The sequence below is a fragment of the Shewanella surugensis genome, assembly GCF_023284005.1.
In the GTDB taxonomy this organism is placed as follows: Bacteria; Pseudomonadota; Gammaproteobacteria; order Enterobacterales; family Shewanellaceae; genus Shewanella; species Shewanella surugensis.
The window spans coordinates 37,314-52,208 of record NZ_JAKIKS010000012.1; the positions used below are offsets into that span (position 1 = coordinate 37,314).

14 protein-coding genes are annotated in these 14,895 nt (G+C 41.2%); 4 read left to right on the plus strand and 10 right to left on the minus strand.

The window, feature by feature from the left end; all coding sequences use genetic code 11:
• The first annotated feature begins 55 nt into the window (after positions 1–55).
• Both L2764_RS04790 and L2764_RS04795 read left to right on the plus strand, forming a co-directional pair.
• Positions 56–556, plus strand: coding sequence for a zinc ribbon-containing protein (locus tag L2764_RS04790; protein ID WP_248939105.1), 501 nt, complete (start codon positions 56–58; stop codon positions 554–556).
• A 147-nt stretch (positions 557–703) separates the two neighbouring features.
• Positions 704–1,972, plus strand: a complete 1,269-nt coding sequence (locus L2764_RS04795; RefSeq protein ID WP_248939106.1) for a BamA/TamA family outer membrane protein — start codon at positions 704–706, stop codon at positions 1,970–1,972.
• An 83-nt stretch (positions 1,973–2,055) separates the two neighbouring features.
• Here the strand turns inward: L2764_RS04795 and lnt are convergent, their stop codons facing one another.
• From lnt to L2764_RS04825, 6 genes are all read right to left on the minus strand, one after another.
• Complete coding sequence (gene lnt, locus L2764_RS04800) at positions 2,056–3,693, minus strand: apolipoprotein N-acyltransferase (RefSeq protein ID WP_248939107.1); 1,638 nt, start codon at positions 3,691–3,693, stop codon at positions 2,056–2,058.
• A gap of 37 nt (positions 3,694–3,730) precedes the next feature.
• Positions 3,731–4,606, minus strand: coding sequence for a CNNM family magnesium/cobalt transport protein CorC (gene corC / locus L2764_RS04805; protein ID WP_248939108.1), 876 nt, complete (start codon positions 4,604–4,606; stop codon positions 3,731–3,733).
• A gap of 27 nt (positions 4,607–4,633) precedes the next feature.
• Positions 4,634–5,098 (minus strand): rRNA maturation RNase YbeY, encoded by a 465-nt coding sequence (gene ybeY, locus L2764_RS04810; RefSeq protein ID WP_248939109.1) that lies wholly within the window; start codon positions 5,096–5,098, stop codon positions 4,634–4,636.
• Entirely contained in the window at positions 5,088–6,131 is a 1,044-nt protein-coding gene (locus tag L2764_RS04815; RefSeq protein ID WP_248939110.1) for a PhoH family protein, read from the minus strand. The genes ybeY and L2764_RS04815 overlap by 11 nt, the downstream gene beginning before the upstream one ends.
• A gap of 184 nt (positions 6,132–6,315) precedes the next feature.
• Complete coding sequence (miaB, locus tag L2764_RS04820; protein ID WP_248939111.1) at positions 6,316–7,743, minus strand: tRNA (N6-isopentenyl adenosine(37)-C2)-methylthiotransferase MiaB; 1,428 nt, start codon at positions 7,741–7,743, stop codon at positions 6,316–6,318.
• Between the two features lie 304 nt (positions 7,744–8,047).
• Positions 8,048–8,878, minus strand: a complete 831-nt coding sequence (locus tag L2764_RS04825; protein WP_248939112.1) for a hypothetical protein — start codon at positions 8,876–8,878, stop codon at positions 8,048–8,050.
• Between the two features lie 550 nt (positions 8,879–9,428).
• Here L2764_RS04825 and L2764_RS04830 point away from each other — a divergent pair.
• Both L2764_RS04830 and L2764_RS04835 read left to right on the plus strand, forming a co-directional pair.
• The gene (locus tag L2764_RS04830; RefSeq protein ID WP_248939113.1) at positions 9,429–10,199 is read left to right on the plus strand and encodes a class II aldolase/adducin family protein; all 771 of its coding nucleotides are present in this window, start codon (positions 9,429–9,431) and stop codon (positions 10,197–10,199) included.
• A 127-nt stretch (positions 10,200–10,326) separates the two neighbouring features.
• Positions 10,327–11,502 (plus strand): mandelate racemase/muconate lactonizing enzyme family protein, encoded by a 1,176-nt coding sequence (locus L2764_RS04835; RefSeq protein ID WP_248939114.1) that lies wholly within the window; start codon positions 10,327–10,329, stop codon positions 11,500–11,502.
• Between the two features lie 31 nt (positions 11,503–11,533).
• Here L2764_RS04835 and L2764_RS04840 read toward each other — a convergent pair whose 3' ends face one another.
• From L2764_RS04840 to L2764_RS04850, 4 genes are all read right to left on the minus strand, one after another.
• Positions 11,534–12,430, minus strand: coding sequence for an amidohydrolase family protein (locus L2764_RS04840; protein ID WP_248939115.1), 897 nt, complete (start codon positions 12,428–12,430; stop codon positions 11,534–11,536).
• A gap of 139 nt (positions 12,431–12,569) precedes the next feature.
• A complete protein-coding gene (locus tag L2764_RS04845; protein ID WP_248939116.1) occupies positions 12,570–13,295 on the minus strand; it encodes an SDR family NAD(P)-dependent oxidoreductase in 726 nt (241 codons plus the stop codon).
• A 123-nt stretch (positions 13,296–13,418) separates the two neighbouring features.
• Positions 13,419–13,877 carry a GtrA family protein gene (locus tag L2764_RS28155; protein ID WP_376708375.1) on the minus strand — a complete coding sequence of 153 codons (459 nt, stop codon included), beginning with the start codon at positions 13,875–13,877 and terminating at the stop codon, positions 13,419–13,421.
• The gene (locus L2764_RS04850) at positions 13,874–14,803 is read right to left on the minus strand and encodes an NAD-dependent epimerase/dehydratase family protein (RefSeq protein ID WP_248939117.1); all 930 of its coding nucleotides are present in this window, start codon (positions 14,801–14,803) and stop codon (positions 13,874–13,876) included. The genes L2764_RS28155 and L2764_RS04850 overlap by 4 nt, the downstream gene beginning before the upstream one ends.
• Positions 14,804–14,895 lie beyond the last annotated feature (92 nt).

Below are 14,895 nucleotides of genomic sequence, written 5' to 3' on the forward strand. Positions count from 1 at the left end.
CATAGAATAAACCAGAAGCGCATTATTACAAAGGTTCATGTGAGGAGTATTTATTATGAGTGAGCGAAGTCAGGAGTTGTTAAAGCTGTATGCTCGATTATTTGAGCATGTAAAAATAGAATATGAATTCGGTAACGATATGACTATAAAGAAGTTATATCAAGAAGTGTCACAGGGGAAAGAGTATTTAGCCCTTAAAGCACAAGTGAAAGAAGATGAACTCGCTTTAGTCGAACAATTTTTGAAAAGAGATATTGCCAGTTTTTTACAGGAGAAGAATGATGCTGATTTGAGTTATAGTCCTTTTTTTATTGCTGCCAAAAATACTTTTTGGCATTGGTTAAGTGAAATTACCGATAGAAGTCAGCTTGAATGGACTGAGCTTGCTCAAGATTTTAAACATCAAGGTGTGTATGTCAGTGGTGAAATCATTGCCCAAGGATGTTTGGCGTGTACGGCTTGTGGTCACAAGATGTATATTGAATTTCCAGATCTTATTCCCGATTGTCCAGAGTGTGACAATGATAAGTTTTATCGTGAGGCTTTAGCGCCATAAGCTGAAGGTGTTTACGATGGCGAGTATGTGTTAAGTGCGTATAACGACTCTGATTTAGCCAGCTTAAGTTGCGGTTTTAGTGGATTTGTAACGCGAACGGTCCCTCGCTTTTAGGATTGTAGGGGGAGGTGAATAAAAGGAATTAGTATGAATAAGTACTGGGGTATGCTAGCCATTTCTTACAGTTTTTTGTGTCAGGCAGAGGAAATAATACAAGTACAGCAAAGTGATGAGGTCATTGGTGCTAAAGGGACGATGGCGAATAGTTCAGGCAAAAAAAACTTTATCATCCCTTATCCCTATTACAGTCAAACGACCTCAGCAACTGCAGGTGTGGTGTTGGCTAGCCAAGGTATTTTCCAACCTCAAATTACCGCATTTGCTAATTTTATTTATTCAAGCAATGATTCAAAAATTGCTTATTTTCAAATAGAAGATGTGCAAATTTATCAACGGTTGTTTGTAGAAGCCAAAGTACTTGCGGGCCACTGGGGCAGCGTTAATTACTACCCCGATCGTAGTAATGATTCTAGTGAAAATGATTACATTGATATTAGTGCAGATGATCAGTGGTATAGGCTTAATTTTGATTATTTATTGCCAATAGGGAACGGTAAAAAACACATTGTTGATCGTTATAAAATAGATGGAGCATTATTGGTACCAAGCAGTGCTAGTGGTGGGGAGTCATGGAACCCGCTTGTTTCGGGTCGGACCTATTTACAACTCAGGCCATTTTATCGAAAAGAAGATCTAAATGGGATAGGTCAATTCGCCACATCAGGTGTGGGAGTCGGGTTTAATATTGATAATCGAGATTGGCCGATTAACCCCACTAGAGGCTATACCTTACAAGCAGAGTTAAAACATGATTGGGGCAATTTAAGTGACTCGGTTGAGTGGACTTCTGTTGAAGCGTCTTTTGCCAAATATGTGAATTTAGGGGCGAGTGATTTTTTCCAGCAACAAGTACTCGCCTTTGATGTGTGGACACTGAATATTCCCACTTGGAATGAAACAACTATTATTGATGGACAAACGGTATTTAAACGCCCACCGCCATTTTCAGGGTTAAGTTTAGGTGGCTGGGATCGATTTAGAGGGTATACCGCCAATCGTTTTGAAGATAAAGCCGCGATTGATTATCAAGTGGAATATCGCATGATCCCACAGTGGAATCCTTTCCCTCATATTCCATTAATTAAACGATTGAAAATTCCTTTCTGGCAATGGGCTGTGTTTGCCGAGCTGGGTCGAGTAGCACCTGAATGGCAAATTGATACACTGCATTCACATATGCGTTGGAATGCGGGCGTGGGGATGCGAGCGTTCGTCAATGGCATGCTGGTGAGAATGGATTTGGCGGCGTCAAAAGAAGGAGGTCAAGTTCAAATGATAGTGGATCAGCCTTTTTAATGATTAACCTGAGCTCTGGTTAAATCAGTGTCAGCAGCGATAGGAGTCTATCGCTGCATTATTTCGAGGTTAGGTGCTCAAGATTACTTTTGTTTGATGCGAAATATGAGTGCAATGACAAAAAATAATCCGCTCAAAAATAAAACAGGCCATTCACCCCATTTAGCAAAGGGGGTGAGTCCTGTAAATAAAGGTACTTTGGCTGTTAATACTCCCGTTTCAAATTGAGGGAGTTCTTTTGTTATGTTGCCTTTTTCATCCACGATCGCTGTAACGCCTGTATTCGTTGCTCTTAACAAGGGACGGCCTAATTCGACTGCGCGCATTTGAGCTATTTCCATGTGTTGCAGCGGACCGTTAGAGCGGCCAAACCATGCATCATTAGAGATGGTGAGTAATAAATTGGTATCATTGTTGAAATTGGCTCTGACTTGCTCTGGGAAAGCGATTTCATAACAGATAGCAGGCAGAATATTATAACCGAGGGCGTTTAAGTTGGGTTGACGATAGTCTCCACGAGCAAACGAAGACATGGGTAAATTAAAGAAGGGTGCGATGGGCCTTAAGAGTGATTCAAACGGGACAAACTCTCCTATGGGCAGTAAATGATGTTTTTTATATTCATTGATACCATTGCCTTGATAATCAGCTTCTTTTTGTTGTTTGTTATCATGATTGCCGAGCACGATAAGCGAGTTATAAAAATCGCCGCCTTGTTGGCTAATGATCCCTGTGAGTATGGCACTGTTGTTTAAATTGGCGACGCGATTTGCATTGCTGAGAAAGTCTTCCACTAAATATTCAGGTGCGGGGATAGCCGCTTCTGGCCAAATAATTAAATCTGCTCCCACTCCCATAGGGGCCTTTTTGTTGTCATCCACTTGAGTGCTTGGATCTTCGGTGGTGGACGCTTTATTCTCAGGATTAAATTCTTTATTAACAGGATTAAATTGGGGCCGAGTTAAATCCATGTATTTTAGCATGGTGGGCCACAGTGCTTCAGGTTCCCATTTCATACTCTGAGGAATATTGCCTTGTACCAATACCACATTGACGTCTTTATTGGTCGGGGTAATATGGCTGGTATTAATGACAAGTATTGTGCAAAGGGCGGTGATAGGTAAAAGAATAACGATACTTTTCCAGCGCTTTTGAATGCATAAAGCGAGAGCCCCACAAAGCAGTGCAATAACAAAGCTGAGCCCTAAGGTCCCAATGACACTGGCGAGCATTTTGAGTGGGCCTTGAGTTTGACTGTAGCCTGCCCATAACCAAGGAAAACCCGTTAACACCCAACCTCTTGCCCATTCCGTTAAGGTCCACAGTGCGGGGAACAATAATAGATTACGTAAAATACCCGAGTGAGGGGCTATTTTTTGCAGTAAATAGCCCGTTAATCCGGCATAAAGGCCCAAATACAGCGCCAATAAGGCCATTAGCCCTAAAGAGGCTATGAGTGGCAGACCGCCAAAATGGTCCATGCTGACATGAACCCAGCTAATACCCACTGAAAAACAGCCAAAACCGAAGCTAAGCCAATAACCAAAAGCCGATTTAGCCGATAAATTTTGGCTTTGATGTAACACAAAGGTGAGTGCAATAAAATAAACAGGCCATAAGTCATAGGGCGCAAAAGCAAGGGCAGTAAAGCCGCCGGCAAGATAGGCCAATACGAGCTGCCCGATAGGATGATGGGCTAACGCCCGAAATTTATTCAGCATGTTAGCCTCATAGTGATTAATTTTTAAAGAAATGCCCTTAGGTCACTTTCTCTTCAATATTGGATGTGGGAAGTTTTACGCTCAATTGGATCAGTCTTCGAGTATCGGCGCTGACGACTTTAAATTCAATATTATCGATGGTGATTTTCTCATCTCTGGCAGGTAAATGGCCAAAGGCATGAGAGACTAAACCACCCACGGTATCAAATTCTTCATCGCTAAAGCGAGTATTAAACTTGCTGTTAAAATCATCGATAGGCGTCAAGGCTTTAATCATATAGACATGTTTAGCCACTTGGCGAATTTCAGTTTCTTCAGCGGACTCGTGTACGAATTCATCTTCTATTTCACCGACAATTTCTTCTAGAATATCTTCGATGGTGATGAGTCCTGATACGCCACCATATTCATCGACGACAATGGCCATATGATAACGTTGAGAACGAAATTCTTTTAGTAATACATCAACCCGTTTACTTTCAGGCACCACAACGGCTGGACGGATCACTTGGGCCAGCGTAAAGGGCGTTTCGTTATTTTTAAAACCGTATTGAAGTAAGTCTTTCGCCAGTAAAATACCTTCAATATGATCTTTATCATCGTTCACCACGGGAAAACGTGAATGAGCAGAACTTATGACTGTAGACAGTAATTCTTCTACGGTATTATCAATATTAAGACTAACGATTTGTGCTCGAGGGATCATGATATCTCTAACACGCAGAGCGGATACTTCTAATACGCCTTCAATCATTTCTCGAGTGTCTTCAGTGATGACTTCACGTTGCTCAGCATCGTTAATCACATCGACTAGTTCTTCGCGGTTTTGTGGTTCGCCCTGGAATAATTGACTGACTTTATCAAGCCAACCTTTCTTAGGGGCGTTTGTACTCGGGGGGATGTCATCACTCATAGTATTTCTCTGACTCATGTGAGCCGATTACAGCTCCTGATATGGGTTTGCAAAGCCAAGTTGGGTAATAATTTGAGTCTCCAATGACTCCATTTCTTCAGCTTCGGCATCATCGATATGATCATACCCTAGCAGATGAAGACAACCATGTACAACCATGTGAGCCCAATGTGCCTGCAAAGTCTTATTTTGGGCGTTGGCTTCTTGTGCGACTACAGGTGCACAAATAATGAGATCGCCTAATAAAGGCAGCTCTATTTCAGGTGGGGCCTCAAAAGGAAAAGAAAGCACATTAGTCGGTTTATCCTTGCCACGATAGTCAAAATTGAGTTGCTGGCTTTCTTCATTACCGACAATGCGTATGGTGAGCTCAGCTTCTTCCATGCGACCATCAAGTACTGTGTTTACCCATAGAGCTAAGGATGTTTGGTTGGGTAAATCAGGCGTTTCATCAATCGCCACTTGTCTATCGAGAATAAGTTCAAGACTCATTGTGTATCACTTCCTGCAATTGGTGTTGATTATCTTTTGAGTTATGGGAACCATGGAGTTTGAATTCGTGTTCTTCGTAGGCCTCAACAATGCGGGCCACAACAGGGTGTCTGACGATATCTTTTGCTTGGAAAAAGTTGAAACTGATTTCTTCGACTTGGCTTAATACTTCAATTGCGTGACGTAAACCGGATTTTTGATGCTTAGGTAAATCAACTTGAGTGATATCACCAGTGATCACGGCTTTGGAATTAAACCCAATACGGGTTAAGAACATTTTCATTTGCTCAACCGATGTATTTTGGCTTTCATCTAAAATAATAAAGGCGTCATTGAGGGTTCGACCACGCATATAGGCTAAGGGAGCGACTTCAATGACATTGCGTTCGATTAAACGTTCGACTTTTTCAAAACCCAGCATTTCAAACAAGGCATCATAAAGAGGGCGAAGATAAGGATCGACTTTCTGGCTGAGATCGCCGGGTAAAAACCCTAACTTCTCACCGGCTTCGACTGCTGGGCGAGTCAGTAGAATACGCCTAACCTCTTGACGTTCTAATGCATCAACGGCAGTGGCGACAGCAAGGTAGGTTTTACCTGTACCGGCAGGGCCAATACCAAAGGTAATATCATATTGACTAATATGAGACACATAATCACTTTGACTTGAATTTCTCGGTTTTATCACACCGCGTTTGGTTTTTATATACAATGACTTATCATCACCAGGCGGATTAAATTCTAGCGCGACCGCTTCTTGGATCGCAATATGGACTCTATCGGGCTCAAGATCTGGGGTACTGCCTTTGACTGTTTGGGTTTCAATATACAACTCTTTGAGTAGGTTATTGGCCGTTAAACAGTTTTTAGGTGAGCCTACGATTTGAAAATGATTATCTCGGTAGTTTATTTCAACGCCGATACGACGTTCTAATTGCTTGATATTGTCATCAAAAGGACCGCAAAGTGAGGCAAGTCGACGTGTTTCAGCAGGTTCAAGGTATAGGTTGAGGGTGGTTAACTTATTTGACAAAAATAACTCCAAATGATGATTGCCATTCTTTTAGTTTACGAGTCAACGAGCATAAATGCTAACCTTATTTTTCGGCGCATAACACGAAAAAGAAAAGGCAGCATGGAGAGGCTGCCTTTATTATCTGTAAACTAACTGAAGATGCAGAATTCAGCTAGTTTGGGGATACCAATAATGACCTGATTTATGATGGAATAAACTGAGTGACACCTAAATCGTCATCTTGCTTATGTTTAGTGACAATATCGGATGGGTGTAAATCGCGGCGCAAGTTCATTTCATCTTCGCCGCGAATAAAGCGGCCGCGCAATGAATTGGTGTATACATCCACTATTTCCACATCCACAAAGCTACCGATATGTTTAGGTTGACCTTCAAAGTTAACTACGCGGCTATTTTCCGTTCGGCCACGCAGCTCCATTGGGTTTTTAACAGAAGGGCCTTCGACCAAAATACGTTGTACTGTGCCCATCATGTTACGACTATAGCGCATGGCTTGTTGCGTGATGCGATCTTGTAAAATGGCCAAGCGCTCTTTTTTCTCTTCTAGACTGACATCATCGGGTAAATCTGATGCAGGAGTGCCTGGGCGGGCACTATAAATAAAACTAAAGCTGTGATCAAAACCGACATCTTCAATGAGCTTCATGGTATCGGCAAAATCTTGTTTGGACTCACCAGGGAAGCCAATGATGAAATCTGAACTGATTTGAATGCAGGGGCGGGCTTTGCGTAAGCGGCGAATAATCGATTTATATTCAATCGCCATATGCCCGCGTTTCATTTGCGTCAAAATATGATCGGAACCTGACTGTACCGGTAAATGTAAGAAGCTCACCAGTTCAGGGGTATCCTCATATACATCAATAATATCTTGAGTAAATTCGATGGGGTGGCTGGTGGTAAAGCGCAATCTATCGATGCCATCGATGGCCGCAACGAAACGTAATAGCTCCGCAAAACTGCAAATGTCATCATCATGAGTAGCGCCGCGATAGGCGTTGACGTTTTGACCCAATAAATTGACTTCGCGCACGCCTTGCTCAGCAAGCTGGGCGATTTCAAGAATGATGTCATCTAACGGACGACTAACTTCTTCACCACGAGTGTAGGGGACGACGCAGAAAGAGCAATATTTGCTACACCCTTCCATGATAGAAACAAAGGCACTCGGTCCATCGGCTCTTGGCTCGGGTAAACGGTCAAATTTTTCAATTTCGGGAAAGCTGATATCGATGACGGCTTTGGCGCCAGATTTTATTTGGTCAATCATTTCTGGCAGACGATGCAATGTTTGAGGGCCAAAAATGAGATCAACGCACTGGGCGCGGTCTTTAATGGCTTTGCCTTCTTGAGAGGCAACACAGCCCCCAACACCAATGATGAGATCAGGTTTTTTATCTTTTAATTTTTTCCAGCGACCTAGTTGGTGAAACACCTTCTCTTGGGCTTTTTCACGGATCGAGCAGGTATTTAACAGTAGCACGTCTGCTTCTTCGGCTTCATCCGTTAAAGTATAACCTTGGTACTCGTCAAGTAAGTCAGCCATCTTTGATGAGTCGTACTCATTCATTTGACAGCCCCAAGTTTTAATATGGAGTTTTTTACTCATCAGTCTGCACCACTCTTAAGAATACGGAAAAAATAGCGAGATATTCTACCTCGCTAAGCATCTTATAGCTAGCCTTACGGGATGGGATGGAAGAAAAATAGCAGCCTGATTACTTTGCTACCTCGCAGCTCATTTCATTCTTAGCCTTGCGGCATAAGAACGAAGACAAATAGCGGTTATGGTTTCTTGCTCGCTCGCCCAGCGCCTTATTACTTGGGCTAGATTGGTGAGTGGCATAAGTCGTCAAACGTCCCTGTTTTATGCTCGGTATTCATTGAAGCTTTTTGTTGATGGTTTTATAAGGCTATCGATCCTTATCGACATAAGCTTCAGAAAATGCATATTGATGTTGGCTATTTTTTTGTAATTGCAGTACTTCTTTGGTTCGTAAACTATTGCTGCGTTCTAGCCCTACTGTACCTATGTATTTTGCATCTATGGGCACGTAATCATAACCGCCATTATCATTTTTAATTTTAACAAAGTTATCCGGCTTGACGTCCCAAGGATTAAACCCTGCATTGCGTAACTCTTGCAAGGTTGACTCTGGAATGGCTTCAAAATCACGATATCGATAAATGCCGCCATTTTCTTTAACACATTTTAATTGTTCAGCATCTGGGATTGTTTTAAAAGTAGATACAGTGATGACTTTTCCTTCAATGCCTATCATGCGCTCTACTGCATGACGGGCTAAATGTGCATATTTACCCTGATAAAAATGAGGACTTGTGTAGATCTCATTTAATCTTAAGCAGGTTTTTGATTGTTTGAGTGGCTCTGCTGCTATTGCTGATTTAATCACTTTAACGCCGTCACCAGAGGGAGTGATATACACATCTCTATTAGCGCCTTGGTAGTGTTTTACACCGGGCTTAAACATGATGTCGAGGATTTTTTTACGGCATTGAGTGTCAACCAGTTGAGTGAGTTGCTGGCCTCTGGTTTGCGTGGCACTTTCTCCTTTTGTCATGCTGCGGTTAAAAAAGTCTTGAATGGCAGTAATAGGGCGCTTTAGATGATCAGATACACTATTGTTGGCCCGATGAATATTAATTTCGTCGTCATCACTTAGGGTCACTTTGTAGATCTTGTTATTTAACGTCAGTGTGGGTGACGCTTTTATTTGTTCCAAAGAATAGCGCTGGATATCTTGAACTGATCCCAATGTGATGGGTATAAATTGTGCTCCTATTAACTTTTATAGCCATAAAATAGCCTTATCAAGTGAAGTTTTCTTCTGAAAAAGTATTCTTTATTATGTTTTTTATATCTAATGGGTTTTAATTGGTTGTTTTTTGTTAATAGTGCTTTTAAAATAATCAGATATATAAATATTTTTATATTTAATACCTTTGTTGAGCATGGTAGGGGTTTTCACTATGCATCATTACGATTGATTTTGGATGTGTGAATATCTTTAGGTTAGGGCTAGTCTTTTTTTAGGTGCTATTTTTCTCGGGCTCTCAAATTTGACGAAGGTTATATGAGTCGGGGCGGGATAAGAAGCTTAAGGGGAGCAGGGATCAGTTCTATGTATAAAAAAGTGGTAAGAAGATTAATTTTGCTTAGAAGTGATTCACTTTACTTGGCGCTTGATGACATTCACCCCATAATAACCTTATACTCAAAAATTCAGCAATAATGGATATACGCTGACTCATTATCATTTTTAGGGGCTTAAAATGTTTCAATTGCCGCAGGTTAACCTTAAAGGCAAAGTATCGATTGATGAATGGCAAACCCGTGTTGAGTTGGCTGCTTGTTATCGGTTGTTTGTCATGCAGAGTTGGGATGATTTAATCCATACCCATGTTTCAGCTCGTATTCCTCATTCAGAGCATTTATTAATTAATGCTTTTGGATTAAGTTTTGATGAAATCACCGCATCGAATCTAGTGAAAATTGATATCAATGGCAATATTGTTGACCCCGATTGTCCTTTTGAGATTAATCCTGCGGGTTTTACTATTCATAGTGCTGTCCATGAAGCGCGTCATGACGATCAATGTGCGCTGCATATTCATACTAATGAAACTATTGCGGTTGCCAGTCTAGATAAAGGCTTGCTGCCTTTAAGTCAATACTCGATGTTTGCGCTTGCCTCATTGAGTTATCATGATTATGAAGGCCTAGCGGTTAATCATGACGAAAAGCTAAGGCTACAAAAAGATCTGGGTAGGGCCAATTTCATGCTATTAAGAAATCACGGTGCGTTGACTATGGGTAAAACCATCGGGGATGCTTTTATGCATATGTATGATCTGGTGCGTGCTTGCCAAGTGCAATTGCACGTGATGTCGACTGGAATGAAGCCGATTTATGTCGATCAAAGCATCGTTGATGGCATAAAAGCTCAAGCTAATATTGTGCATTCCGGGCAAACGGGTGGACAGAAAGCATGGCCGGCGATGATGCGAAAAGTGTATCGCCAATATCCTGATTTTGCTGATTAAGTGAATAATTCATTTATCCGTTCGTTTTTCTGTAATGGTTCTGGAAAGACCCAAGCTAGTTGTTAGCTGCATTTTTTACTGGTTTGAGTATTTTGTTTAAAAGTAAAAATACCTTTGAGAGAATATTATGAAAGTCACTCATGTAGAAATTTTTGATATTGAATGTCCAAAACGCCCCGGTTGGAATCCCGTTTTTGTTCGCGTGCATACCGATGACGGGATCTGTGGGGTGGGGGAGGCTGGTTTGGCTTATGACTGGGGCCATAGCGCCGCAGCGGCAATGATTAAGGAAATCACGGAAGCGATATTAATTGGCTTTAATCCGTTTAATACCGAGCTTTTATGGACCAAAATGCTTCGAGAAAGCTTTTGGGGCTTAGGAGGTGGTCCGGTTTTGTATTCAGCGATGAGCGCGATCGATACGGCGCTTTGGGACATAAAAGGGAAAGCCTTAGGGGTACCCGTTTATCAATTACTAGGCGGCAAGGTGAATGATGAATTACGGACCTACGCGAGTCAGTTGCAATTTGATTGGGATACGACAATCAATAAATTAATTGAGCCTGAAGAATATGCGCAAGCGGCATTAAAAGCGGTTGCACAAGGCTATGATGCTGTAAAAGTGGATCCTATTGTTTATAACCATGATGGCAGTTCTTCTTTTGATCGCACTAAATTGTTTACTAAACCGCAAATGCGTTTATTTGGCAACAGATTACGGGCGATCCGTGACGCCGTGGGTGAAGATGTGGATATTATTTTTGAATCACATTCGTTAATGGGCGCGGCATCCGCGATCCAAATGGGCAAAGTGGTTGAAGAAGTCGGATGTATGATGTACGAAGAGCCAGTCAATTATTTAAATCCTGCGGTGCATAAAAAAGTATCCGATAATGTTAACGTGCCGATTGCGGGTGGTGAGCGTTTATATCACCGCTGGGACGTGCGTCCTTATTTTGAAGATCAAAGTATTGATGTGTTGCAGCCTGATGTGGGCTTATGTGGTGGCTTTACTGAAGCCAAAAAAGTATGTGACTATGCTGATGTTTACGATATACGTATTCAGGCTCATGTGTGTGGTGGACCTGTTGCTACGGCGGCTTCTTTGCATTTAGAAACGGCTATTCCCAACTTTTTAATTCATGAGCATCATACTTATGCCATCAAAGATTGGAATCGTGAACTTTGTTTGCAAGATCCACAACCTAAAAATGGGATCTTTAAAGTGACTGAAGTGCCGGGCATTGGTATTGAACTTAATGATGAAGTGGTGAAGCGTTCACCGAATATTATTGTGAAGTAAGCGTTGAAGAACCGCTCAGACTGACGTGTTTTTAAAGTGTGAACTTATACCAATAAGCGGTGTTAGCGTAGGTTAATGCCGCGAATTGTTTATCAGATAGGCCGAGGGTGTAATAGCTTTGCCAAAGCTCATTATAACGTTGCTGAAATAAGACTAAGGGAAAGTTACTGCCTAGCATAACGCGCTGTTCGCCAAAGGTTGCCATGCATTGGCTAATGATCGCTTGTAACCCTTCTATTTTATAATCTTCATTGATCAGTTCCCAGCCCGAACATTTAATTGCACAGTGTGGGTATTGGCTTAATGTTTCAAGGCCCGCTTGCCAATGCTGCCAAATCTCTTGTTGATTAGCGGCTCCTATTGTAGAAGACATAGCCTGTTTCGGTGGCCAGCCAGCATGGTTAATAATCAGTCTTAATGCTGGCAGCCTATTTAATAAATACATTAATAAACCCATGGATTTCTCATCGGCTAACGGCATCTGTAAATCGAAACTGAGTTGATTTTTAGCAAGGTAAGCTAAGTTATTTTGTACCTTGGTTTGAGACAATAAGTGATAGGCTTGTTCGTCCAATATATGGCGACAGCCCACAACAGAATGATAGCTGAGTAATTGCTGAATACGCTGAATAAACACATTTTCATCAAGGGTTAAATCGATACCCGCGACGGCTTTGAAAGGAAGACGGCAGCTTGACTCTAACCAAGCAATTTCGCGCCAAGGCTGGTTATTATCAAATCCAGCCTCAATATGAACAAATCCTGCCAGTTCAAGTGGATTATCCAGTGTGAGTGCTTGCTCGCTAAAATTGTGATGGATTCTTTTTTTATTAGGCCAAAAAGGAGGGGACTCTTGACTTAGCCAATGATAATCCCCTTGGGTTAAATTAAAAAGGTGTAGATGAGGATCGATGATTTTGTTTTTCATGATGGTCACTCACTCATTGCATCACAGGTTTTTAGGTTATCACTACTTCTACTCACTCGTTATTATTAACTTATTTATTATGTCTTCGCTATGACAAATTATAAGTACTGCAGAAATCATCAGCAAAGATCAACCGATCCTAGCGTGTTGTATAACCCCCGTCGATAACTTGCAAACTACCGGTAATAAATTTGGCTTTATCTGAGGCCAAAAATAACACTAATTCAGCGACCTCTTCGGGTTGACCTAAGCGGCCCAAAGGCTGAAGGTTGGCTTCTTCACGGTGAATATCTTCTTTATTGGCGCCCGATTTTTGACAATAATTGTCGATAGCATCATGGTACAAAGGGGTTTCAATGGTGCCGGGACACACGGCATTGGCGCGAATATTAAAAGAGGCATAATCAAGGGCGGTCGTTTTAGCGATTGAGGCAAGGGCTGCTTTCGTTAAACTGTAAGCAAAGGAATTGGGTTTACCGACTAGCGCTTGTTCTGAGGAGATCAGTACGATCGCCCCTTGCTTATTGGCTTTCATATTGGGCAATACGGCTTTAATAGCAGCAAATGCCCCTTTTACATTGATGCCAAATACCTTATCTAGCTCGGATTCACTGGTGTTTTCAATGGTGGCTGAAAAGTGTATTCCTGCGTTCGAGACCAGTACATCGATATTGTTAGTTTGGGAAATGGCCTCAATGATACGTGCAACTTGATCAAGGTTAGTGATGTCACATTGACGATATTCGCCCACATGACTGCTTTTTAAATCAAGATTAAAGACTTGGTAATCATTTTCTAAAAATAGCTGTACTACGCTCAAACCAATGCCTGAACTCCCGCCTGTGACAATACATGTCTTCTTCATTTTCTTGACTCGTTATGATCCTTTGATATGATTCATTATCACTATTTTTTAGCTAATAGCACTAATTGATCCATTAAAAATAATGAGTGTATTGCTTTCATTGCGGTGTCTCGTTGCCTTAAATTAAAACCTCTTTTCCTTGAATGTCCAATAGTAATGTAGAAAGTAATTACATAATAGAGCCAATAACCCCAAAGAGAGCATGCCGAGATAATCCATCCAAATTCCTTTTATCGGCAAAGCTAAATGTTTAAGAAATAGCAATACGATAGGGAAAAGCATCACTTGAATAATAAACCCCCCGCCTGTCACTAGATAAAACCTATGTAACCTACTATTATTCATGTAGTTTTTTTTAAAGGTGAATTGCCTTTGTAAATAATAGGCTATGTAAGTTGTGAGTAAAAAAGCCAGTAAGCGTGCAAGAAATTGTGCTAAAGAAATATAACTCAAGCCTAACAAGGGTCCCTGTAAACTTTGTCGTTGGTGAAATTCATACAATAATACACTATATAGTAACAAATCGATGAGATAACAGAAGGCAGCAGTTAAAATAAAACGAAAAAATTGACTCTGCATCATTGTTTGCGACTTTGTTCTAAACAGATGGCATCGACTAAATCTTCGATGCTTTGTCGTAAGCAGGTTACGCCTCCAAAAGAAAACCCCTTACTTTGTAAATAATCACAACGCATCACTGCGGCGGGTTTTTTTAAAGAATAATATTTTGGTAAAGATCGACTACTCCCAATATAGGTTTGTACAATTTCAGCAACCTGACGATTGGACACCATCATATCGCTACAATTAACAACTTTCCCCTTACTATCATTCTCATTAAGTAATAGTAATATTGCTCTGGCAACATCATCACCATGCACTTCCGTTGCAGCTTTGGTCATATCGTAGTTTTGCCCATGCATAATCGCTTTTGCTAAATCATACCATTTGCTGTTTGATAGAGGCTTGATGACACCATATACACCCGTAATGCGTAACGAGCAAACATGCCAGTTATATTGAGCTGTCCAGGCCGAAATAAATGCATCAAGTGCGGCTTTATATGCACCATAAAAAGTATTAGGCTTTGTCATATGAGACTCACATTGTGTACCGTTAATGCCTTGTTCTGGGTATACTGCGCGGCTAGATAGGAAAATAAAACGTTTGACATCAGCCGTATAAGCTAACTGCATTAAACGCAAACTACCATTGAGGTTTGTTTGTAAAAATTGATTAAGGTTGTCACCTTCTCCATAGCGATAGTGCCCCGCTTGATGCTGATAAGCACAGTGAATGATAACATCCAGGCCATCAACAAAGTCGTGTAATGATGATTCATCATCTAAATTTGCAAGCTTCCATGATAATTGCCCTGATTGGGCAGTATAGTGTTCAAGTAACCGCTGCGTTCTTGATAAGGCCCTGATCTTATAACCTTTTTTCAGTAACGCTTTAATGATAAATTGTCCTATATAACCACTTGCCCCTGTTACGCCGACAATCATAATACTTCCTCACAATCTTCATCAACAAATTCACCGATCAGTGATTCTAATTTACCCCTCTCGCCACTTTATACTCGTGTTATGGCACAATA

Excerpts from the sequence above, each read along its gene's own strand:
- L2764_RS28155 (WP_376708375.1), bottom strand. The coding sequence starts at position 13,877 with ATGATGCAGAGTCAATTTTTTCGTTTTATTTTAACTGCTGCCTTCTGT.
- L2764_RS04845 (WP_248939116.1), bottom strand. The coding sequence starts at position 13,295 with ATGAAGAAGACATGTATTGTCACAGGCGGGAGTTCAGGCATTGGTTTG.
- ybeY (WP_248939109.1), bottom strand. The coding sequence starts at position 5,098 with ATGAGTCTTGAACTTATTCTCGATAGACAAGTGGCGATTGATGAAACG.
- L2764_RS04840 (WP_248939115.1), bottom strand. The coding sequence starts at position 12,430 with ATGAAAAACAAAATCATCGATCCTCATCTACACCTTTTTAATTTAACC.
- miaB (WP_248939111.1), bottom strand. The coding sequence starts at position 7,743 with ATGAGTAAAAAACTCCATATTAAAACTTGGGGCTGTCAAATGAATGAG.
- lnt (WP_248939107.1), bottom strand. The coding sequence starts at position 3,693 with ATGCTGAATAAATTTCGGGCGTTAGCCCATCATCCTATCGGGCAGCTC.
- L2764_RS04790 (WP_248939105.1), top strand. The coding sequence starts at position 56 with ATGAGTGAGCGAAGTCAGGAGTTGTTAAAGCTGTATGCTCGATTATTT.
- corC (WP_248939108.1), bottom strand. The coding sequence starts at position 4,606 with ATGAGTGATGACATCCCCCCGAGTACAAACGCCCCTAAGAAAGGTTGG.
- L2764_RS04795 (WP_248939106.1), top strand. The coding sequence starts at position 704 with ATGAATAAGTACTGGGGTATGCTAGCCATTTCTTACAGTTTTTTGTGT.
- L2764_RS04830 (WP_248939113.1), top strand. The coding sequence starts at position 9,429 with ATGTTTCAATTGCCGCAGGTTAACCTTAAAGGCAAAGTATCGATTGAT.
- L2764_RS04835 (WP_248939114.1), top strand. The coding sequence starts at position 10,327 with ATGAAAGTCACTCATGTAGAAATTTTTGATATTGAATGTCCAAAACGC.
- L2764_RS04850 (WP_248939117.1), bottom strand. The coding sequence starts at position 14,803 with ATGATTGTCGGCGTAACAGGGGCAAGTGGTTATATAGGACAATTTATC.